Annotated in this window: 20 protein-coding genes; 5 read left to right on the top strand and 15 right to left on the bottom strand. The window is 50.6% G+C overall.

All coding sequences use genetic code 11. The features are described from left to right. Positions 1-39 precede the first annotated feature (39 nt). Positions 40-993, bottom strand: a complete 954-nt coding sequence (gene corA, locus D4L85_RS09020; protein WP_119754015.1) for a magnesium/cobalt transporter CorA — start codon at positions 991-993, stop codon at positions 40-42. 209 nt (positions 994-1,202) lie between these two features. Here corA and D4L85_RS09015 point away from each other — a divergent pair, with 209 nt between their 5' ends. Beyond that, entirely contained in the window at positions 1,203-1,967 is a 765-nt protein-coding gene (locus D4L85_RS09015) for a hydroxypyruvate isomerase family protein (protein ID WP_119754014.1), read from the top strand. A 20-nt stretch (positions 1,968-1,987) separates the two neighbouring features. On the opposite strand, the gene D4L85_RS09010 is transcribed toward D4L85_RS09015, so the two are convergent. The 4 genes from D4L85_RS09010 to D4L85_RS08995 form a co-directional block, all read right to left on the bottom strand. Continuing rightward, positions 1,988-2,848, bottom strand: a complete 861-nt coding sequence (locus D4L85_RS09010; RefSeq protein WP_119754013.1) for a DUF4097 family beta strand repeat-containing protein — start codon at positions 2,846-2,848, stop codon at positions 1,988-1,990. Positions 2,849-2,970: 122 nt separating this feature from the next. Next, positions 2,971-3,525 carry a hypothetical protein gene (locus D4L85_RS09005; RefSeq protein WP_160143622.1) on the bottom strand — a complete coding sequence of 185 codons (555 nt, stop codon included), beginning with the start codon at positions 3,523-3,525 and terminating at the stop codon, positions 2,971-2,973. 103 nt (positions 3,526-3,628) lie between these two features. After that, a complete protein-coding gene (locus D4L85_RS09000; protein ID WP_119754011.1) occupies positions 3,629-4,339 on the bottom strand; it encodes a methyltransferase domain-containing protein in 711 nt (236 codons plus the stop codon). An 8-nt stretch (positions 4,340-4,347) separates the two neighbouring features. After that, entirely contained in the window at positions 4,348-5,451 is a 1,104-nt protein-coding gene (locus D4L85_RS08995) for a type III polyketide synthase (protein ID WP_119754010.1), read from the bottom strand. Positions 5,452-5,524: 73 nt separating this feature from the next. Between D4L85_RS08995 and D4L85_RS08990 the strand changes: the two genes are divergently transcribed. Then, positions 5,525-6,412, top strand: a complete 888-nt coding sequence (locus D4L85_RS08990) for a UbiA family prenyltransferase (RefSeq protein WP_119754009.1) — start codon at positions 5,525-5,527, stop codon at positions 6,410-6,412. A 54-nt stretch (positions 6,413-6,466) separates the two neighbouring features. On the opposite strand, the gene D4L85_RS08985 is transcribed toward D4L85_RS08990, so the two are convergent. The 6 genes from D4L85_RS08985 to D4L85_RS08960 form a co-directional block, all read right to left on the bottom strand. Beyond that, on the bottom strand, positions 6,467-7,765 hold the full coding sequence (locus D4L85_RS08985) for an MFS transporter (protein ID WP_119754008.1): 1,299 nt from the start codon (positions 7,763-7,765) through the stop codon (positions 6,467-6,469). A gap of 17 nt (positions 7,766-7,782) precedes the next feature. Then, a complete protein-coding gene (locus D4L85_RS08980; protein ID WP_160143621.1) occupies positions 7,783-8,076 on the bottom strand; it encodes a hypothetical protein in 294 nt (97 codons plus the stop codon). 80 nt (positions 8,077-8,156) lie between these two features. Beyond that, on the bottom strand, positions 8,157-8,744 hold the full coding sequence (locus tag D4L85_RS08975; protein WP_119754006.1) for a TetR/AcrR family transcriptional regulator: 588 nt from the start codon (positions 8,742-8,744) through the stop codon (positions 8,157-8,159). A gap of 82 nt (positions 8,745-8,826) precedes the next feature. Next, positions 8,827-9,270 (bottom strand): SRPBCC family protein, encoded by a 444-nt coding sequence (locus D4L85_RS08970; RefSeq protein WP_228450829.1) that lies wholly within the window; start codon positions 9,268-9,270, stop codon positions 8,827-8,829. Between the two features lie 217 nt (positions 9,271-9,487). Continuing rightward, complete coding sequence (locus D4L85_RS08965) at positions 9,488-10,489, bottom strand: sugar phosphate isomerase/epimerase family protein (protein ID WP_119754005.1); 1,002 nt, start codon at positions 10,487-10,489, stop codon at positions 9,488-9,490. A 93-nt stretch (positions 10,490-10,582) separates the two neighbouring features. Further along, entirely contained in the window at positions 10,583-11,692 is a 1,110-nt protein-coding gene (locus tag D4L85_RS08960; RefSeq protein WP_119754004.1) for an NAD(P)/FAD-dependent oxidoreductase, read from the bottom strand. 127 nt (positions 11,693-11,819) lie between these two features. On the opposite strand from D4L85_RS08960, the gene D4L85_RS08955 reads away from it, so the two are divergent. Continuing rightward, positions 11,820-12,302 (top strand): response regulator, encoded by a 483-nt coding sequence (locus tag D4L85_RS08955; protein ID WP_119754003.1) that lies wholly within the window; start codon positions 11,820-11,822, stop codon positions 12,300-12,302. 37 nt (positions 12,303-12,339) lie between these two features. Here D4L85_RS08955 and D4L85_RS08950 read toward each other — a convergent pair whose 3' ends face one another. Continuing rightward, positions 12,340-13,590: a pepsin/retropepsin-like aspartic protease family protein gene (locus tag D4L85_RS08950; RefSeq protein WP_119754002.1), complete on the bottom strand. Its 1,251-nt coding sequence runs from the start codon at positions 13,588-13,590 to the stop codon at positions 12,340-12,342. 63 nt (positions 13,591-13,653) lie between these two features. Further along, positions 13,654-14,187 (bottom strand): LOG family protein, encoded by a 534-nt coding sequence (locus D4L85_RS08945; protein ID WP_119754001.1) that lies wholly within the window; start codon positions 14,185-14,187, stop codon positions 13,654-13,656. 273 nt (positions 14,188-14,460) lie between these two features. Between D4L85_RS08945 and D4L85_RS08940 the strand changes: the two genes are divergently transcribed. Beyond that, on the top strand, positions 14,461-15,015 hold the full coding sequence (locus tag D4L85_RS08940; RefSeq protein ID WP_119754000.1) for a DUF2911 domain-containing protein: 555 nt from the start codon (positions 14,461-14,463) through the stop codon (positions 15,013-15,015). Positions 15,016-15,018: 3 nt separating this feature from the next. Here the strand turns inward: D4L85_RS08940 and D4L85_RS08935 are convergent, their stop codons facing one another. Beyond that, positions 15,019-16,602, bottom strand: coding sequence for a PD40 domain-containing protein (locus D4L85_RS08935; RefSeq protein ID WP_119753999.1), 1,584 nt, complete (start codon positions 16,600-16,602; stop codon positions 15,019-15,021). A gap of 161 nt (positions 16,603-16,763) precedes the next feature. On the opposite strand from D4L85_RS08935, the gene D4L85_RS08930 reads away from it, so the two are divergent. Next, positions 16,764-17,507: a 1-(5-phosphoribosyl)-5-[(5-phosphoribosylamino)methylideneamino]imidazole-4-carboxamide isomerase gene (locus tag D4L85_RS08930; RefSeq protein ID WP_119753998.1), complete on the top strand. Its 744-nt coding sequence runs from the start codon at positions 16,764-16,766 to the stop codon at positions 17,505-17,507. 9 nt (positions 17,508-17,516) lie between these two features. Here D4L85_RS08930 and D4L85_RS08925 read toward each other — a convergent pair whose 3' ends face one another. Further along, entirely contained in the window at positions 17,517-19,910 is a 2,394-nt protein-coding gene (locus tag D4L85_RS08925) for a TonB-dependent receptor (RefSeq protein ID WP_119753997.1), read from the bottom strand. Between the last annotated feature and the right edge of the window lie 32 nt (positions 19,911-19,942).

The following is a 19,942-nucleotide window of genomic DNA, read 5'->3' as shown; positions in this document are numbered from 1 at the left end:
GCTTGCACGTTTTTAAAAGTTGAAGGATTCAGTAGACGATTATAGCCAACGTTTTCGCTTGAAATACCATAAAAAGATGAGCGACGAAAAGATCATCAAAGCAATGGCAAACGGATAGCCGGCCATCCATTGCAGTTCGGGCATAAACGTGAAGTTCATGCCGTAAATGCTGGCGATCAGGGTCGGCGGCATAAACACCACCGTCACCACGGTAAAGATCTTGATCACCTGGTTTTGTTCGATGTTCACCAAACCCAGGAAGGTGTTCTGCAAATATTCCAAGCGCTCGGAGCTGAACTGGGAGTGTTGCAACAGGGAGGCAATGTCTTTGAGGATGATCTTGAGCCGCTCGCTTTCGATCCGGTTAAATTCGGGGATGCGCACCAGCGAACTCACCACCCGTTGTTTCTCCGTGATGGTCTCGTGCAGCAGCATCACGTTCTCCTGCAATTGCGCGATCCCCAACAGCAGATCTTGTTTCAACGATTGTTGGGAGATGAGCTCCTTACTGATACCATTCAGCTTGCGATTGATCCCTTCAATCAAGTCGGCATCGCCGTCGATGCGGGTCTCCAAAACGGTGAGGAAAACGTTGAGCCCGTGTTCCTTCTTTTCCGACGAGCTGGCCGATTTCAGACGGCGCACCGTTTCCGCAAAGATCTTCAAGTCCCCCTGGCGATAGGTGAACAACAGGTTCTCCTTCAAAATAAAAGTCACGCTCTGCACCGTGAGCTCGGCCTCATTGCTGAGGAAGCCCAGGTTCATTTCCACGGTCTCGTCGGTTTCCAGGAAGCGCGAACTGCTTTCGATCTCCTGCAACTCCTGCGAGGTAAAAAACTCGATGTGATAGTTCTTTTCAATGAATTCCTTCTCTTCGCGCGTAGGCGACTGAAGGTCGATCCACACCATATTTTCCAGCGAATCGATCTCTTTAAAAGACGGATTTTTGTATTGGTTGATTTTTCCCTGGCTGATGGTGTAGACGCGGATCATAATAAAACCCTCCGGCGCAAATTTATTACCATTATTTCGATTTTGACCCCGTTTTCTCCATCCCAAGTCTTTATTGTTTCATTACTTTTTTGGGTTGCAAAGACAGATGACCGGCACCCAAGACAAGGGTGGATTCATTACTTTTGAAGGGATCATAAAAACCTAACGACACAGTCTACACGCTCGCCTCCAACCGAACCCTAAACTCTATGGCTTTAAAAGGCAATATCCGTCATTCCGTTTGTCCCTGGTGCTACGCGATGCCCCTGGAAGATCTCATCGTGGCCGCGAAAGATATCGGCATCACCTCCGTCGAACTGCTCACCCCCGAACAATGGCCCCTGGTGACAAAACACGGTCTCACCTGCGCCATGGCCCATGCCACGCCACTCGGTCTGGAAACGGGCTTTAATGATTTGTCGCTGCACGCACAATTGCTCAAGGACTATTCCCTCAATATCCCCAAGGCCGCCGACGCCGGTCTCCAAAACGTGATCTGTTTCTCCGGCAACCGGAACGGCCTCAGCGACGCACAAGGCCTGGAAAACTGCGCCCGCGGACTGGAACCTATCTTGAAAATAGCGGCCCGTCACAACATCACGGTTTGCATGGAGCTTCTCAACAGCCGGGTGGACCACAAAGATTATCAATGCGACCACACCGCCTGGGGCGTGGCCCTCTGCGAAAAACTGGGCTCTGAAAATTTCAAACTGCTTTACGATATCTATCACATGCAGATCATGGAAGGCGATGTGATCGCGACCATCCGGCAAAACAAAAAATACATTGCTCACTACCACACGGGCGGCGTTCCCGGCCGGCATGAGATCGACACGACCCAGGAGTTGTATTACCCGGCCATCATGGAGGCCATCGTGGCCACAGGCTATAAAGGATTTGTTGCGCAGGAATTCATTCCTGTCAAAGACCCGCTCACGTCATTGCGCGCGGCGGTGCAACTCTGCGATGTGTAGAAAAGACCGGCTGCGGAAAATTATTGCGCTCTTAACTTCACCCGGGCATCGTCTGCCTTCAGGTTTACCTTAGCCGTGCCGTTGGCCAGGGCCAGGCGTGTTTCGTGTTCGCCTTCTTCCAGGGTTTTAAAGCCACCATCCGTAATGACCCGGCCATCGTCGTGACGAATCTCAAATTCGCCACCGCCGCCGGTGATGTTCAGGGAAATGAGGCCGTCTTGGGAAGCGATGTTGTAGTCGCCGTTGTTGGCCAGCGAGGTTTCAATAACCAGGTCGCCGTCGTCCACATCGGCGCGGATGGAAGTGAAGTTGGCTTTGTAGATCTCGACATCCGCATCGTCGCCCACTATTTCGAGCGAGCCACGGCCCTGGTCCATGTGAATGTCGCCGTCGTCCAGCCTAAACTCGAAGTGGTCGCCTTTGCAACCGGCCAGCTCCGCGTCGGCATCGTCCATGCGCAGGGAGATGGCGCCGTTCACGTTCTTGATGTAATAGTCGCCGTCATCACCCCGCACCTTCAGGCTCACGCCTTCGGGTATTTCAATTTCGATCCGGTACACTTCCATATAATAGCCGATGGCCGCCACGTGATCCCCTTTTTGTCTTTCCTGCACGATCAGGTTGCCGTTCTCTTCCTTCACCTCCACTTTAAAATCATCCGATCCCCACGTCCATCCCTTGGCCGTGATGGTGCGGTCGATCTTCACATGCGCCGTGCCGCGCACGGAGCCGGTGATGAACACTTTGGCGTCGGACGTCCGCAAGTCCAGCAGCCCGGCCTTGTCGATCTTATATTCTTTATCGAGATGGAAATCGCCCTCGCCGGCAAAAAGATTTGAGGCAAAGATCACGGCAAACAGGGTTAGGATCAGATTTTTCATAGTGAAGGGGTAGTCTATATCCCATTAGACGCATTCCCTGGACCGCAGGTTGCAAATGAAAAAGACCTGCCAGGCGCGAAGCCCAACAGGTCTGATTCTACCTGTAAAACGATCTTTAATGATCAGTTGTCGCCCGCCGCATCATCGGCATCGGCTTTCTTTATTTCTTCGTCGATGATCTTCTCGATCACCTCGCGTTGTCTTTCATCGATGGTCTGGTCGGTTTTGGCCTGCTTTTTCAGGAACCGGAACATGGCGTTTTTCTTGATCTCGTAGGCGATGAACACCGTGTATTCGTTCTCCTTCTTATCGTAATATTTCTTCTCCCCGGTCTTGCGCAGGTCGCTGATGCTGGTGTTCATTACCTGGCGCACCAGGCTCTGGAATTTGTCGGCTACGTCGGCACCCTTTTCATTTTCCGCTTGCCCCAGGTACTGGTCAGCCACTTGTTTGACAGTGGTGTTCACCTGTCCCGCCAGTTCAGCCTTGGCTTCCAGGTCGGCTTTGGCGCGCGCAATGTTGTCTTGCGAACTGGTGCCCTTGCCGGTGCCTCTGAAAAAACGATTGTTCGATTCATAGGCATTCCCCTGAAAAGGTTCTTTCACCTTCTTGCCAAACGGCCCCGAAGCGCACGAAAACAGCGAAAACAATATCAGAAGCGAACAAAATGACCTCATAAAGCCCATTCGGTTTAAACAATCGTAAAACTACGAAAATTGTGCCAATTGTCGGGGGAGAATACACGAGTGGATATTGCCTGCACCTCCAGGTCGCCACACTTTAGTGCGTCCAAACCACCACCTGCCATCGAAATGCCCATTTCCAGCGTATGGAATACTTTTTTATTCCAGCCTTCTCCAGGCACTCCAACAATTCGCCTTTTTTAAACGCCCGCAAAACCGACAGCGGCGCATCATACTGCACCATCGACGAACGCGAAAAGGTCTGGGTCAACCATTTAATAGAGTAATAGGCCAAGGGGTGGCGATGAATGTCATTGATGATAAATCCTTTGGTGCATTGATGCTTCAGCTGCATGAAAAAAGTCGCAAGCTCCTCTTGAGTGAAATGATGATAGAACAACGTGCCGATGACCACATCAAATTTCTGTTCCCGGAATGCGGGCGAGAAAATATTTTGCGCCAAGAGCCGGATGTGTGGATAATGCTTTAGTTGGTGTTCGGCTGCACGGACGATGTACGGATTGGCATCGATGCCCGTGAGCTCCGTTTTATAGCCGCGCTTCGAAGCCCAGGCATCCACCAACGCCAGCATATCTCCCCGGCCACAACCCAGGTCGGCGATGCGGACCGTTCCTTCGCGATCAACTCCATTCAACAACTGCGACAACGCCGAGAACGTAACGGCATTTCCGCCAAGCCATTTGTTGATGATCTCCAACTCACGCAGCGTCTTGTCCATCAATCCACCCGCATAGTCTAGGTCGTCCATGATCTCGGCGTCGGTGCTGCGGGTCGAAAAATCGGGCATAGATTTTTTTATTCGGTTTCTATTCTTAACACCATGCTTTCCAGCGTCAACCCCGGACCAAATGCAAAACTCAAGATGGGTTGGCCATTGTGCTCGGGGGTCAGCCCGTCAAAAATATCTTTCAACACAAACAAGACGGTGGGCGACGACATGTTGCCATAGTTCTTCAGCACGCGGTAGGCCGGTGCGTTCTTTTCCTTGTCGATCCCCAACGCATCCTCTATGCTTTCCAGTATTTTTCTGCCTCCGGGGTGGATGGCAAAAAAACGGATCGCCGAAATGTCGGACGAGATATTTTTCAGTAGCGCAGCTGTGAGGCGGGCGATGCCACTCTTTATTATATCCGGCACATACGTCGACAACTTCATCTCAAACCCCAGGTCACCGATCGCCCACGCCATGTCCCCCTCGCCTTCGATGGCAAGCTCGTTGCAAAAATTTTCGAGCAGCAAACGTGGGGAAGCTGTGGTTTCACCTTCCACCAGCACGGCTGCCGAGCCATCGGCAAAAAGCGCGTTGGCCAAAAGATTATCTTCCGTGGCCACTTTTTGAAAGTGCAGACTGCAGAGTTCGGTGCACACCACCAGCACTTTGGCTTTGGCGTCGGCCTTGCAAAAGGCATCGGCCACTTTCAAGGCGTTGAAGGCGGCATAGCAGCCCATAAAGTTCACACCTGTGCGTTGCACGTTTGTTGACAAGCTCAACTTCTTCACCAGGTCCACGTCCAAACCGGGTGCGTACATGCCGGTGCAACACACAACGATCAGGTGCGTGATGCTCTTCACGTCAAATCCAGGACGCTGCGCCAACATGTTCTGCACGGCCGAATAGCTGAGGTTCAACGCATTCTGCTTAAAAAAGTGCAGGCGCTTGGAGGTGGATGGAAACGGCTCGAAGTCGTCGGTGTTGGAATAGAAAGTGAACTCGCCGGAACGTCCGTAGTCTTCCAGCACCGAGTGGCGGTAGGAGATGCCACTGGCATTGAAGATCGCCCGCAACCTACGACCGTCTTCATACGACAACTGCATGGCCCGGGTCATGAAGTCGGCGATCTGTGACTGACTGAAGCGATGCGGTGGGTTGGCCGTTCCAATGGCGCTGATGTGGCTCATGCGTTTCAATATATTCCAAAAAACTATAATTTAGATCAGGCTGTTCTTAGCTTCGGAAATTAATTTTTCGCCTATGCTTTCTTTGTCTTCATGGTTGCACATGCGCATTCCGTTTTCTTATTTTCTGATGCCCGTGTTCCTTTTTAGCCTTTCGGTATCTCCTAATAACAGCATGTATGCAACGGTGTTCTGGACATTCATCATTATACACCTGTTGCTGTACCCGGCGAGTAACGGTTACAACAGCTATTTCGACAAAGATGAAAAAAGCATCGGCGGTCTGAAAAATCCTCCTCCTGTAAACAAAGGTCTCTATTCCCTCGCCTTGCTTTTCGACGCACTCGCCATTGGTTTAGGATGGTTGATGATCAGCTTCACCTTTGCCGTGATGCTCTTCGTCTACGGCCTGGTGTCGAAAGCCTACAGCCATCCCGCCATCCGGTTAAAAAAGTATCCCATCGGCGGCTGGTTGGTGGCCGGGATCTTCCAGGGGTTCTTCACGTTCATCATGTGCTATGTGGGCATAAACAAATTTTCGCTGGAGACCGCCTGGCAATGGCCCGTGCTCATCCCCGCAGCCTTGTCTACTCTCATGCTTTGGGGCAACTATCCCATGACGCAGATCTATCAACACGACGAAGACGGACGCCGCGGCGACAAAACGCTAAGCCTCTTGCTCGGCATCCGGGGTACGTTCTATTTTGTGGGCGCCGTTTTTGGGGTGGTTACGCTGGGCTTCGTGATCTATTTCAACGCATTTTTTTCAAACCGTCAGGCCATCGCATTTTTGATCGCCTTGTCGCCCGTGGTGCTCTATTTCTTATACTGGTTCGCCCAGGCCTACCGTGATGAAACCAAAGCAGACTACCAGCATACGATGTGGCTCAATTTTATTTCGGCGACATGTCTCAACGCTTTTTTTCTTTACCTCACGCTTTCCACATTGAAATTCATAGCATAAAAAAAGCCAGCGAAGGTTGTCGCTGGCTCTTCTTTATAAAGGAGAAAATATTTTCTATTCGATCGAAGGGGCAACTTCTTGTGGCGCCGCCTCTACCACGGTGGGTTTAGGAGGAGTCGCCGCCGCTTTTTGCATCACGTATTGATTCAAGAAATACATCAGGAAAACGGTCAGCGCGGTGGCACCGATAACGACCCATCCCAACGTTCCGTAACGTTCAAGTTTGCCGTCGGGGCTCTGCACCACGATCAGCCCCGCGATAAACGTGGCGATACCTCCGGAGATTTGCTGCACCGATGAGTTAACGCTCATAAAAGCGCCGCGGTCTTGAGGGTCGGGCACGGCCGAGATCAACGCCGAAGAGGCAATCATGCGCGACGATACCCCGGCAAACATCAATATGCTAATCACCGTGACCAGCCAAAACGGTGTGACACCCAGATTACAGTAGTAGGCTACCAGCACCGAAGTGAGCACCGATCCCAATACAAAAACCTTGTATTTGCCAATCGAGTCGGTAAGTTTTCCGATGAACGGTCCTGTGCCCATGGAGAAAACACCGGTGATCATATAGAGTGCAGGCAACACATCCGCACTGAGTCCGAGGTTGTTGATGCTGAACGCGCTACCGAAAGGCATGAGCATGAAACCTCCCGTGGCCAGCAACGTGGTGGCCGCAAAAGCTTTCGCATACTCCGACCGCGTCACGGTTTGGAAAAGGTGCTTCAAGGCGTTTCGCTGGACCTTGTTGTGGAGGTGGCTATCCACCGGCTTCATGTACATCACAATCAATACGCCCACGATGAGGCTCGCCACGACGATGAGCACGAAAGGCAAATGCCAGTCCCACTTATTGGCCAGATAAAATCCAATCGGGATACCCAACACCTGGCTGCCGGCGAAGGCCATTTGCACAAAGCCCATCACGCGGCCGCGAACTTCCAGTTTGAACAAGTCGGTAATGATGGCAAACGAGATGGAGCCGATCACACCCCCGAAAATTCCGGTGAAGATGCGCGCCAATAAAAGTGCGTAATAGTCCTGGGCCAGCGCGCAGAAAGCGGTACCGGCAATGAAGCCGGCATAAAAGAACAAGAGCATTTTCTTCCGGTCGAACTTATCGGCAAAACCCGCCGCCAGCAATCCGGAAAGACCGGCGCTGATGGCATAGCCCGACACGACCATCCCGAATTGGGCGGTCGTGATGTGCAGTTTGGGCATGAGTATCGCTCCCAACGGAGACAACACCATAAAGTCCAAAATGATCGTAAACTGAAGAAAGGTTAAAACGGCAATGATGAATACCTCATACGAGGAAAAAATCTTTTGCTTAGTGGTCAAAGGTTGGGTCATATAAAGGTTGTGTTAATTTAATCGGTCAATTCCTCGCAGGAATAGCCGCATTGTGTAATGAGCGAAATGATCTCCGTGGGCTCGATGCGGTGGGCCTCCACACGCAAAACATTGTCCACATCCTCGACATCCACACTCCACTTCTTAATGCGCGATTCCTCGCCCAGAACGGGTGAAATCTTCTTTACGTCGTGTGCAAATCCGATGTTGGTCTTGAACACATGAATGTCGGGGGATATTTCATTCATATAGGTGCCCTTCATAGGGTGGTTTTCCAGGTTGCTACTAATGCCATACGCGGTATTTCTCATGGGGTTGCGCATTTTGGTAAATAAATGAATGTTCATTCTTTATTGTAGATACAAGCTTTCCGCTGCTGTAGACGTAAAACTTATTTTTTTAGTGCTTTCACAACCAAATTAAATGCGTCGCGCATTTTGGCTTCGGTCAGTGAGAATTTTCTTCCCGCCAACGACTTTTTTAACATGTGAAATTTGATGAGGGTGTACAGGGGCCCATAGGCAATGGCCCAGAAGATCTCCAGGGGCAGTTCCGTCAGCTCACCACGCTTGATGGCGTTGCTAAAAAACTGCTCCATGGCCGCTTTGAACTTCGTGATCTTGATGTCCTTATGGTCGACGAGGGGCGAGCTCCGGAATTGCTCCATGAACAAAATATGGTTTGGATAATTCACATGATGGTCGAAGCGGTTTTTCCATTGCAGCCACAAGCCTTCCTCAAAAGTCATTTCCGGATCAAAACCTCTCAGGCTCGAATCCGAAAACACTTCATCAATGGTGATGTAAAGTTGGTTCAACAGGTCCTCGCGATTCTTGAAGTACAAGTAAATAGTGGCCGGGGATACATTGGCCGCTTTGGCCAGTTTCTGCATGCTGAAACCGTCAAAGCCTTCCTTTACGATCATTTCGATCGCTTTTTCCCGGATGGCTACTTCTTTTGCTTCGTCGCGTGTTCTCATTGACGCCTCAAATATAAATGAATGTTCATTCATTTATGAAATGATCTCGTCAAAAAAAATAAAAAGGCCGAAAAAGAAGGGTTTAAGCCTTCTTTTCTAGCAGATCTTTCATGTTGTGCAGCACCTTGACCCAGTTCTGCTCGCTTTGTTTTTTCTCTTTTTCGGTTTCCACACCGTCCTGGGCCACGGTCACCAGGGTGGCGGCACCGTCGGGGGTGAGGATGTAAGAGATGTTCGCGTAGTTTTCGGGAAGGTCGGGTGTGCCCTTCATGGAGCTCCAGTAGGAGTAGCGCAAAAGCCGGTTGGGCTCGTTGGCGATGATGATGCCCTTGTCTTCATAGGCCTGGCCATTCCATTCACCTTTAAAAACAATGGGATTGCCCACTTGCCAGTCGGACTGGGCCTCGGTTCCGAAGAAATATAATTTGATGAGGGAAGGCGTGGTCAGGGCTTTCCAAACTTCGGTGGCGGGTGCGTCTATACGCACCGTTGACGTGGCTGTCATGTTCATCTTCAGGGTTTCCATAGAGATTTTTTTTAGTTGAACAATTCGATCTGAGGTTCCGCAGCAAGTGGCGCAACGTCATAAAAATTAACTCCCGGTTGCTCCGAAGAGTTTCGTCGTTCACCGACGATTTCAACAGAAAGGGCCGGTATACCGGCCCTTTGAACTATGGATGATTTTTGCGCCTACTTTTTTCACCTTCAGCGGGTACAGAAAGTCGGCGCAGAGGAAATACTGTTTATGATATGGCAGCGCCAGCCTTTTCCAATAGGGCTTTCGTGGCGCGGATACCCTCTTCTTCAGAGAGCTTGCTGCCTTCGTATTCAATGCCGATGAAGCCAGTGTAACCGGCGTCTTTCACGATCTGGAGCATCTTGGTGTAATCCGTCTCAACGCAGTTACCGGCGGCGTCGAATTCATGGGTTTTTGCGCTCACGCCTTTGGCAAAGGGCATCATTTCGGTGGTGCCTTTGTAGCGGTCGTATTCTTCCACGCAGCTATCCTTCTCGCGTTTCAGACAGAAATTGCCAAAGTCGGGCAGGGTACCGCAGTTGGCCATGCCAGTGTCTTTGATGACCTTGGTCAGCCAGCCGCCGTCGGAAGAGTAGCCTCCGTGGTTTTCAACAATCACGTTGATGCCGGCTCCTTTTCCATATTCGGAAAGCAGGTGCAGACCGTCGGTGGCAGCTTTGCCCACTTCTTCGCGGGTGCCTTCGCCGTGAGCGTTTACACGGATCGAGTGGCAACCCAAAAATTTAGCGGCATCCACCCACTTCTTATGATTGTCCACTGCTTCATTGCGTTTTTTCTTGTTGGTATCGCCCAGACCTCCTTCGCCGTCGATCATGATGAGCACCGCGGTGATGTCATTGTCGGTGCAGCGCTTTTTCAGTTCGGTCAGGTAGGTTTGGTCTTTGGCTTTGTCCTTGAAGAATTGATTCACAAATTCAACACCCGACACACCGAAGTCGTTTTTGGCTTTTGCGGGGAAGTCGAGGTTGTCGAGTTTTTTGTCAAACAGTGTTTTGTGCAGCGACCATTCGGCAAGGGAGATCTTGAAGAACAATTCTTTGGGAGCAGCAGCGGCAGCCTTGATGGCGGCCGAGTCAACGGCAGCGGCGGTGTCGGCGGCGGTTGGTTTTTTGCCGCATGCACTTAAAAGGGCCGCTCCGGGAAGAGCACTCACGGTGATGAGGCCGAGGGAGCGCAAAAAATTTCTGCGATTGGTTTCCTGGTTCATGATTTTCTGGTTGATGATATTTTAAAATAAGGATACTTTCCGGCAAGGCCATCCCTGTTTTCCGTGGGTGGCGCAAAAGCCAGATTTCAGGTATTAAAACGGCTCACCGTGCGTGTTGCGCATAATGGTGTTGGCAACGGGCCGAATGTAGAGCGCCAGGTTCACCGCAAGGTTCGAAGCCCAATAGCTGCCAAACAATTTTTGGATCTGCCGACCGGACCATAAACGGCCTTTAAAATTTTTATTCCATTGCTGCGTGTACAAATTTTCCATCGCCTCGCGCGACACCTCTCCCCGATCGAATTGAATGATCCGTTCGCTCACCATTTTCGCGCCGTGAATGGCCATCGCCATGCCGTTGCCACACAGCGGCGCGATCATGCCTGCACTATCCCCCACCATCAACACATGATCCTCCACACACGACTTGGTGAGGAACGACACTTCATTGATCACCTCGGGGCGTTCAAAAAGAAATTCTGCCTGCGTGAAAATTTCCTTCAGCAGCGGGTTGAGAAACATCACCTGCTCTTCCATGTCGCGAATATTTTTGAATCGTTTCAAATGATCGCGGTGTGTTAAATAACAGAGGGTGGTCTTCCCGTCTTCGATGTTGCTTATACCACAGTAGCCACCTTTAAAATTATGCAGGGCGATGAGGTCGTCGGGATGCTGCGTGCGGATGTGGTATTTCACGCCCACGTAGGGCGAGCGTTCGCGGATGAAGTCTCTCTGCAGCGTGTGATCCAGGCGCGAGCGTTTGCCAAAAGAGCCGATCACGACGTCGGCTTCCAGCGTTCGCGCCGAAGTGCGAAGCTGAAATCGTTCTCCATCAAAGGCAGTGGCTTCAACCTCTTCCGAAAGAAAAAATTCAACACCAAGCTGCTTTGCTTTTTCATACAGAAAATGGTCGTACGTGTATCGGCTGATGCCGAACCCGCCAAGATCCAACGGCATCGTGCTGCTTTTTCCGGTTGCCGAAGAAAGGGTGAATCGCGTGATGCGCGGTGGGTTGAATGCTTCGGGGAAGAGATCGTTGGCCTTTAAAAAGGGAACGGCTTCGTTTGAAATGTATTCGCCGCATACCCGGTGAAAGGGATAGACCTTTTTTTCGACAAGCGCACACGAAACACCCGCCTTCGCCAACTGCACAGACGCCACCAGGCCCGCCAGGCCACCCCCGATCACGACAACCCGTTTCAAGAATTATTTTCCATAAGTGAGAAAATTATAAAGAAAGAATCAACTGTGCTATTAAAATCCGTGCTGGAATAGATCTTGCGAAGCAACCTTTTACGTTTATACAGTGTTTAAGGACTTAGTTGGCTTTATGGAAACAATCTCTACCCCTCTTCAAAAGCGTCAAGCATTGGAGCCTTTGCACGTCTTACTGATCGGAAACAATCCCATCGACATGGGCAAGGTCCTGGACAAGTTGCACCAGGTTCGCAGCCAGAAAATGGACACCGAAATCGCGTTCGACCTGACAAGCATTTTGGAACGCCTGATTCGCTTTCGCCCGAATTTTATTCTCATCGACGACAACATCGGCAAACGCGAGTTGCTGGAAACCGTGAACGAATTGTCGACGCACAATAAGACGAAAGACATTCCCATCACCGTCCTTAAAAATTCCAACTACCACGAAGCATTGGCTTCGGGCAGCATCCTGGATTATTTACTCAAGCAAAATTTGTCGGCGGAAGACCTGTATAACAGCATAAAAAATTCCCTGCGGTTCCGTCGCACACAACTGTATTTATACCAGGCGTATAAAAAGCGCAAGAAGCAGTTGATGGAATATATGCAGTAGGCTGCCGGCTAGGCAGCAGTAAAAAATTTCGTGAGCCTCAGATTTGATCTCTTAGCTGCATTTCTTTTTTCATACGCGCCCCCTTGCGGAGGATCTCTACCCGTATTTTTTTGCCGGGCTTGCTGTTGAAAAATCCGTTGATCATGTTCAGATTCAGATCGCGTGTGGCAATCCCGTTCACGCTCACAATGATATCGCCTGCCAAAATGCCGCCGCGTTGTGAGGCCGATTGATCGCGCACTTCCGTTACCTCGAAGATGTTGAGCTGCGAGCCTTTTGCTTTTAGTGTAAGCCCGCTGAGGTTGTAGTAGAAGTTCTTTTTAAAAGCGCTGTTCTTTTTTAAGTACACGCGTTCGCGCGGGAAATTGAAGATCACCGTGAAACGGCTCAACACTTCGCCGCCGATGGCACCATTTCGAAACACGTTGCCCACCTTTATGCTGTCGTTGTAACTGTTGGGGTCGGGAAAATTGCAGATCACTCTATCTAATGTATAGGTGCCCAACGAGAGCGACTTTATCCGTCCCACTTTGCCAAAGATCTCGCCTCCCAATCCACGGCCGATCAAGCTGCTTACGGTGTGCTCGGGCACTTTGATGACCGTGTCCGACGAGGGTTCCAGCATCAGGCCGTGGCTGGCACCGGAGTCCATCAACATCTTTGCATTGAGCGTGCTGCCATTTTCGAGCGTCACGGGCGCGATCATGTAGGGCTTAGTGTCCTCGATCATGATGGGGATGGCCTGAAAACGCCGGCCTTTGTGAAACTTCTCCGGCATCATCAGGGTCAGGATCTTTTTTTCGTAGTCGATTTCGATGATGAAGCGACTAAACAGTTCATAGCCCAGGATGCCGTGCACGTCGGTGCCCAAATAATTTCTCAACTCCAGATAGTCCTCCTCCAAAACCAGCATGGCATGCCCCCGCCCGTTCACGCCGGGCAAATCGATGGAAACATTGTTGGTCACATAGGCATCTACCAGCTTCACACCGCCGGGACCGGAAATGGTGTACTTGCGGGAGTAGGGCAGATTGAGGATGTCGGTAAATGTTTTTTGGGTGAGGATGGTCGTGCGCACCCCCGTGTCCAAAATGAATTTTAGCGGCAGGGCGTCGTTCAGCACCACGGGCACCACCACCAGGTTGTTAAAGACCTCGATGGGGATGCGAACTTTCTTTTTGCCGTCGGCAAGCGAAAACCCCAGATTCTGGTTCTGAACTACATTCTGGCCATGAAGATGAATGCCAATTCCGAATAGAAATAAGACAAACAGGATACTCCGGATCATAAAAAATCAACACCCATAATGGTCAATATAGGACAAATTTCAGAGAGTGTGATATAACCCCCCTTACGGGAATAATCGGGACAAAATCTTTTCTACATCGTTTTCGACGATCAGAAAATCAAGATTCCCCTGTTTCAGAAATCCCCCGCTAACCATTGTACGCATTTGGTCGAGCAAGGGGTTGAAAAAGCCGCCGATATTCAGCACGGCGATGGGTTGATGGATAAGACCCAGCTGGCGCCAGGTAAGGATTTCGGCCAGTTCGTCTAACGTGCCCCAGCCACCGGGCAGGGCTATAAAAGCATCGGAGAGATCGGCCATTCGTTTTTTGCGCTCGTGCATGCTGCCAACGATCTCCAATCGTGTCAAAAAACGGTGCCCTACTTCGCGGTCTATTAAAAATTGAGGAATAATGCCGATCACTTCGCCCTGGTGTTCCAGAACGGCATCGGCAACAACACCCATAAGGCCTATATTTCCCCCTCCGTATACCAGGCCATGCGAGCCCTTGGCAAAAGCCCGTCCCAAAGAATAGGCGGTCTCTGCATGCACCGGATCATGTCCTACGGCTGAGCCGCAGAAAACACAAATGTTCATAACACTTTTGGGGGAGGAGTACGTTGTGCCGACTAAAACTTGTTGTCGTGCTTGTTCTTGCTCACCATTTTATTGGGGAAAATCCAAGGTGCCATAATGGCGAGGATAAAAAGAGCAATCACTACAAAGAAAGGCCACCATGATAAGTCCATAACCAATTATTTTTAGAAGCGTAAAAATAGGCCCAAAGACATTAATTTTTAAACAATGCGTCATAAAATTGTTTAGCTTGTTAACCTCGATTTAAAAAAGCGTACTCAACCCCTGAGACCCATGAAAAAGTTTCTCGTCATAGCTGGTATCGCCGTGACCATTTTGATCATTTTGGGAGTCGTCACCAACTACTTCCTGAAAAAGCACACCAAGTCGTTCAGCCCCGAAGAAGAAACGGTTTTTAAACAGGACGCACTGGAAATCAAGGTGTTCTATAATCGCCCCTACAAAAAAGGACGGCAGATCTTCGGCTCACTGGTGCCCTATGGCAAAGTTTGGCGCACCGGCGCCAACGAGGCCACTACCTTCGAGACCAACAAAGACATTGAATTTGAAAATCAAAAACTGAAAAAAGGCAAATACAGCCTTTGGACCATCCCAGGGGAAGAAACATGGACCATCATTTTCAATTCCGAATACGGTCAGTGGGGCATTGGCCCCGGCGGCGAAGCCAACCGCGACCCGGAAAAAGACGTGCTCAAGCTTGATGTTCACTCCGTTCAGAGCGAGCGTGAATTTGAGCAATTCACCATCTCATTCGAAAAAACCGGCGCGGAGGCCGAAATGGTGCTCATCTGGGACAAGACCCTGGTGGCCGTGCCCTTCTGGCAATAAACTCTACTTGGCCCTCGCCACTGCCTTTACCGTAAGTTTCTTAGGTTCTTCCGGCGCTGCCGGGATGGCGTTCACAAACATGGTGAGCTTTCCGGCATCAGCGCCTTGCGCGATCAGGTAGTCCGTGATCTGCTGGGCCTCCAGCGGTGTGCGGTCGTTGTGATACGTGGTCCGCGCGATCATCACTTCTTTTTGATAGAGCTGCCCCAGGCTATCAGTAGCGGTAACTTGAGTAGCTACCGAGTCGATGATCATTTCCGTCAGGTCCGGGTCGCTTTTCACCGTGTCTTGCTGATAGCCTTTCAGCATCACCTGGATCTCAAATTTCAATGACGGGTTTGCCTTTACGAGACGTGTCAATTTTTTCAAGGCCGTCATCGACGACGCTTCGAATTCGCTGCTGTTGGGTTTAAAGGTGACGGCATCCAACACAAGTTCATCGCCGGCCGCAGGTTGTTTCAGGGTCACGTTAACTTTTTCTTTCTGTGGTGTTTTATCGGTCGTCAGATCAAAACGTTTGGTGAAGTAGGTGATGTTGCTTTGCTCGGGGTCGATCGACAATTCATAGTGACTACCCTCCCGCAGGTATACTTGATAAGATCCATCGGCAAGCGGTCTTCCGCTGTACACGCGCTTGTTTTGATCGAGGTCGGTGATGTCGATGTAGGCCGCCGTGGGTGCGTTGGCAGCGTCTGTTATTTTGCCCTCCACTTTCATCATGCCTTTTGGCCGAAGTTCTTGCGGAATGAGGAATTCTACGATCTCGCTATTCTTTCGCGGGCCGGGTGCTTCTTTCAATAAATATCTTCCCAAGGCAGCGACGCTCACAAACTGATCGTCCTTTTCGGTGTTCACAAAATCCATCGGCACAGGGTCAGACCATTTTCCATTGACGAGTCGCGTCAGGTAAAGGTCCATGCCGCCTTTGGAGCTTGCCATTTTGTTGGACGAAAAGATCAGGGTTTCACCGTCGGCCATGATGCGCGGCGTTTGGGAGTTGCCGGTGTTGATGTTGGCGGGGAGCTCTACGGGTTCGCCCCACTGTCCATTGATTTTCTTCGAATAAAAAAGTTTGCAGCCATCGGCTTTGCTTTGGTCCATTTTTTCGCACCGCATAAAATACAACGTGGTCTCGTCGGCGCTGATGGAGGGACAGCCTTCGTTGGATTTTGTGTTCACGGGCAGCATCAGGTTTTGAGGCTCGGCCCACGTGGTGCCTTTCAGTTCGCTGACCATGATGTCGTAGCCACCCACGACAGGCGACTTCGTGGAGGTGTAGAATAGTTTTTTTCCATCGGCATTGAGCCCGAATCCGCGCAGGTAGACAAGGCGGTGATTTATGTTTTTTGGAATGGTCACGGGTTCTGTCCAGTCGTTTTCGCGCGAGGTGTAGGAAAGCGTGAGCGCGCCGTCTTCGCCGTTGTCGGAAATAAACAGGAGCGCATTGCCGTCGTGGCTGATGTAGGGATCGAACAGGTTCAGCGAAGGGTGGTTGATAATTCCGGGAAGTCGCCGTGTTTTGGCCTGGGCCCAGAGTGTGGCCGCGGGAAGGGCCAGAAGCAAAAGCATGCCGATCAATTTTTTCATAGGGTCGCAGTATGGACAATTAAAAGTAGCGAATTCTTTACCAAGGGCGCGGGTTCGCACGACGGACCTGAAATATTTTCAGATTTTCAGCAGCCCCAAAAGGTTTTTCGGATTTGCACCGTACCTTGGTAGTTGCATAATTCAAGTTCTAATTCCGGCCCATGATACAGGTAATTCCGTCCATAGCCATCCGCAAAGGTAAAGTAGTGAAGATGCGAAAAGGCGATCCGTCGAGCGAAAAAGCGTACAACGAAAATCCGCTGGACCTGGCCAAGCGTTTCGAAGACCATGGCATTGAAGTGGTTCACCTGGTCGACCTCGATGGCGCCGAAAAAGGAAGCCCCGTCAACTGGCATGTGCTGGAAGCCGTGGCCGGCTACACCGACCTCAAAGTAGATTTCACCGGCGGCATCTCTACCGACGGCGACATCAGCAAGGCCTACGAATTTGGCGCAGACTACATCACGGCCGCCAGTATAGCTGTGACCGACCCCGAACTTTTCGCTTCCTGGATCATTTCCTACGGCCGCGAAAAAATGACACTGGGTGCCGACGTGGTCGACCGCACCACCAAGCAACTGCTGTTCCGCGGCTGGCAAAACCGTTCCCAACTCACGCTCTTCGAACACCTCGAATATTTTTATTCCCGCGGATTGAAATATGTAAAATCCACCGACGTGTCGCACGACGGCGTGTTGGAAGGACCGGCCTTCGAATTCTACGAAGAGATCATCCAAAAATTTCCTGAAATATGTGTTCTCGCCAGCGGCGGCGTGCGCGGCGTGGACGATATCAAGCGCTTGAATGACATGGGCATCTTTGCCGTTATTTTTGGCAAGGCCTACTATGAAGGATTCCTCAACCTGAAAGACCTGGAGCAATTCCTGGTGAAAAAGGAATCGTAGGCCGCTCTCCTAAAAGATATATTTCACTCCTACCGTAAAATTCCGGCCCAGGTCGTCGGCATAATATTTCATGCGGTTGGTGTATTCGCGGTAGCTGGTTTTCAACATATTGTCGACGCCAATTTTCAGATCCATGCGCGAAGCACCAAAAGCATGCGAGATGCCCGTGGAGAAACCACAGAGAAAATAGCCATCCGGTGCCGCCATAAAGTCGAAATTCGGAATGGGCTGGCCCGCATCTTCCAAGGCCTGGATCTGCTGCAACGACATATATTGCGGCGCACGATTTTGTCTCGCCACATATTTCAGACGCAAGTCGGCATAAAAATTTTTCCAGCTTTTGTGCTGCGCTTTTTCGTAGCGCAGACCCAGTTCGTACCGATTGGAAGGAATGAAAACCAGGTAGTCGTGATTCGTTTCATCGGTCGCCCGGAGCAGCGAAGCCCTTGCCGTAAGTTTTAACGATGTATACAGCCAGTAAAATGCCGAAAGGTCAGCACCTAAAAACGAGGCGTCGGTTTGTCGGTAGTTGAAATAGGGCGTAGGGCCGGTGAAGGTTTGCGTGATGCCCGACGGTTTTAAATAGATATAGTTGAAGATGTAGTTATAGTACCCCGATGCCTCCACCGATATTTTTTCGCGATCGTAATGCCAGGTGGCCACCCATTTCAACGCGTTCTCGTTTCTGTAGTCCGTTTTATTTATATCGAGCACTCCCTCATTGCCACCCAAAAGCAATCCGTATTCAACAGCGCCTGCACTTTGGTGCCGCCCAAAACTATAGAGCTCGGCCACATGCGGAGGCCGCCATGCGCTCCCTACCGATGTCACGAATTGCATGTATTTGCCTATGCGCCGGTTCACGCCCAGGGTACCCGTCATGCTGTGAAAATTGAGCTGGCTGTGATACGGAGCATTTTTATAGTCAAACCCTGACACATCATAATGTTTGAAATCATATCGCCACCCCGCATCGATCGTCCAGGCGCCGGCATGGAATTTTTCAACGAGGAAGGCACCCGCTGATGTACTCGTGAAATTGGGAATGAACGGAATGCGTTGCGTTCCATAGATATTGTTGTTGTCCTGCAACATGCCATTCAAACCCACGCTGCGTTCGGTCTTCGTTCCCGCGTGCAGCCATTCGAGGTCGAGCGTATGCGTATACAATTTTAGGTTGATGGAAGGAATATCATTCAAATTGCCCAGGCGCACATCGAATTCCTTTCGTTTGTTGATTTGCAACCCGTATTGAAAGCGGTATGTATTTTTTCCTTCCACATGCTCACCGTTCAGTTTGAGCAGATCGTGACTTACCTCTTGACGCGGATTGTTGATTTGATACGTGAAGTCTTGCGTATTTTGAGGTGGCTCACGCTCGAGTGCATTTTCCAGATCTTGCACACTCCCTACGACGGAGCCCCTCAGGATGCCCAGATTACTTTTGAAGTGGCTATAGAACGCTTCGATCCCATTTTTCTTTTTATGATATCCCGCGGCAGCGGAATAATTCAACTCATTAAAACCGGTATTCGACAACACGTAATCCGGTGCATGAAAATCGCCTCCTTTTTTTGCCGTGCCCTGCACTCGCCACCCAAAGCCATCCCATTTTTTCGAACCTCCCTGCAACATGCCTGATGCTGTTCCCGAACGGCCGTTGGAATTGGCGATCATGTTCCACTCGCCCCCCAACGTGGCGTCTATGGGAAGCGGGGCGGGATTGACCAGGATCACACCGCCCAAGGCATCGGTACCATATTTAATGGCCCCCGCATCCTTGATCACGACAATATTGGAAGCAATAAACGGATCGATTTCCGGTGCGTGCTCCGCTCCCCACTGTTGGCCTTCGTGGCGAATGCCATTGTTGAGGATCAATATCCGTTGGCTGTGCACGCCGTGGATCACGGGTTTGAAAATGGTGGGACCGGTTTGAATGGAATTTACACCCGGCATTTCGCGCAACACCTCGCCAAAAGATCTGCCTTTCGCTTCGTCCAGCGTTTTGCCGCTTAACACAGAGATACTTTGCGTTTCGTTCTCGGTTTTGAACTTGTCTTCGATCACCACCTCTTGCAGCATTTCATCCTCTTCTTCGAGTTCGATCTTCAAATCCTGTGAAGCTTTTAGATTGATGGATTGCTGTTGGTCTCTATAGCCCAGAAATTTTATGGTGACGGTATATTTCCCGGCGCAAAGTCCAGCCATGTGATAATGGCCATCCACATCGGTGACGACTCCCTTTTCCGACCCCGAAATAAAAACAGCGGCCCCCGGCAATGGCTCCCCTTCCTTGGACGCGATCGTCCCCGAAAGCACAAGGTCACACGGCTGCTGCGCTTTTGCCTGGATGGCGAGCAAAGCGGTCAGAAAAATTAAAATTTTAATGGAAGTCCTCATTTTGCAACAAGGTTGCAAATAAGCGAATGGAA

The sequence above is a fragment of the Chryseolinea soli genome (assembly GCF_003589925.1).
Taxonomy (GTDB): Bacteria; Bacteroidota; Bacteroidia; order Cytophagales; family Cyclobacteriaceae; genus Chryseolinea; species Chryseolinea soli.
Note: the sequence above shows the minus strand (reverse complement) of the source record. Positions and strands in the feature narration are given on the sequence as shown.

Coding starts and splice junctions, on each gene's coding strand:
- corA (WP_119754015.1), bottom strand. CDS start 993: ATGATCCGCGTCTACACCATCAGCCAGGGAAAAATCAACCAATACAAA.
- D4L85_RS09015 (WP_119754014.1), top strand. CDS start 1,203: ATGGCTTTAAAAGGCAATATCCGTCATTCCGTTTGTCCCTGGTGCTAC.
- D4L85_RS09010 (WP_119754013.1), bottom strand. CDS start 2,848: ATGAAAAATCTGATCCTAACCCTGTTTGCCGTGATCTTTGCCTCAAAT.
- D4L85_RS09005 (WP_160143622.1), bottom strand. CDS start 3,525: ATGAGGTCATTTTGTTCGCTTCTGATATTGTTTTCGCTGTTTTCGTGC.
- D4L85_RS09000 (WP_119754011.1), bottom strand. CDS start 4,339: ATGCCCGATTTTTCGACCCGCAGCACCGACGCCGAGATCATGGACGAC.
- D4L85_RS08995 (WP_119754010.1), bottom strand. CDS start 5,451: ATGAGCCACATCAGCGCCATTGGAACGGCCAACCCACCGCATCGCTTC.
- D4L85_RS08990 (WP_119754009.1), top strand. CDS start 5,525: ATGCTTTCTTTGTCTTCATGGTTGCACATGCGCATTCCGTTTTCTTAT.
- D4L85_RS08985 (WP_119754008.1), bottom strand. CDS start 7,765: ATGACCCAACCTTTGACCACTAAGCAAAAGATTTTTTCCTCGTATGAG.
- D4L85_RS08980 (WP_160143621.1), bottom strand. CDS start 8,076: ATGAGAAATACCGCGTATGGCATTAGTAGCAACCTGGAAAACCACCCT.
- D4L85_RS08975 (WP_119754006.1), bottom strand. CDS start 8,744: ATGAGAACACGCGACGAAGCAAAAGAAGTAGCCATCCGGGAAAAAGCG.
- D4L85_RS08970 (WP_228450829.1), bottom strand. CDS start 9,270: ATGGAAACCCTGAAGATGAACATGACAGCCACGTCAACGGTGCGTATA.
- D4L85_RS08965 (WP_119754005.1), bottom strand. CDS start 10,489: ATGAACCAGGAAACCAATCGCAGAAATTTTTTGCGCTCCCTCGGCCTC.
- D4L85_RS08955 (WP_119754003.1), top strand. CDS start 11,820: ATGGAAACAATCTCTACCCCTCTTCAAAAGCGTCAAGCATTGGAGCCT.
- D4L85_RS08950 (WP_119754002.1), bottom strand. CDS start 13,590: ATGATCCGGAGTATCCTGTTTGTCTTATTTCTATTCGGAATTGGCATT.
- D4L85_RS08945 (WP_119754001.1), bottom strand. CDS start 14,187: ATGAACATTTGTGTTTTCTGCGGCTCAGCCGTAGGACATGATCCGGTG.
- D4L85_RS08940 (WP_119754000.1), top strand. CDS start 14,461: ATGAAAAAGTTTCTCGTCATAGCTGGTATCGCCGTGACCATTTTGATC.
- D4L85_RS08935 (WP_119753999.1), bottom strand. CDS start 16,602: ATGAAAAAATTGATCGGCATGCTTTTGCTTCTGGCCCTTCCCGCGGCC.
- D4L85_RS08930 (WP_119753998.1), top strand. CDS start 16,764: ATGATACAGGTAATTCCGTCCATAGCCATCCGCAAAGGTAAAGTAGTG.
- D4L85_RS08925 (WP_119753997.1), bottom strand. CDS start 19,910: ATGAGGACTTCCATTAAAATTTTAATTTTTCTGACCGCTTTGCTCGCC.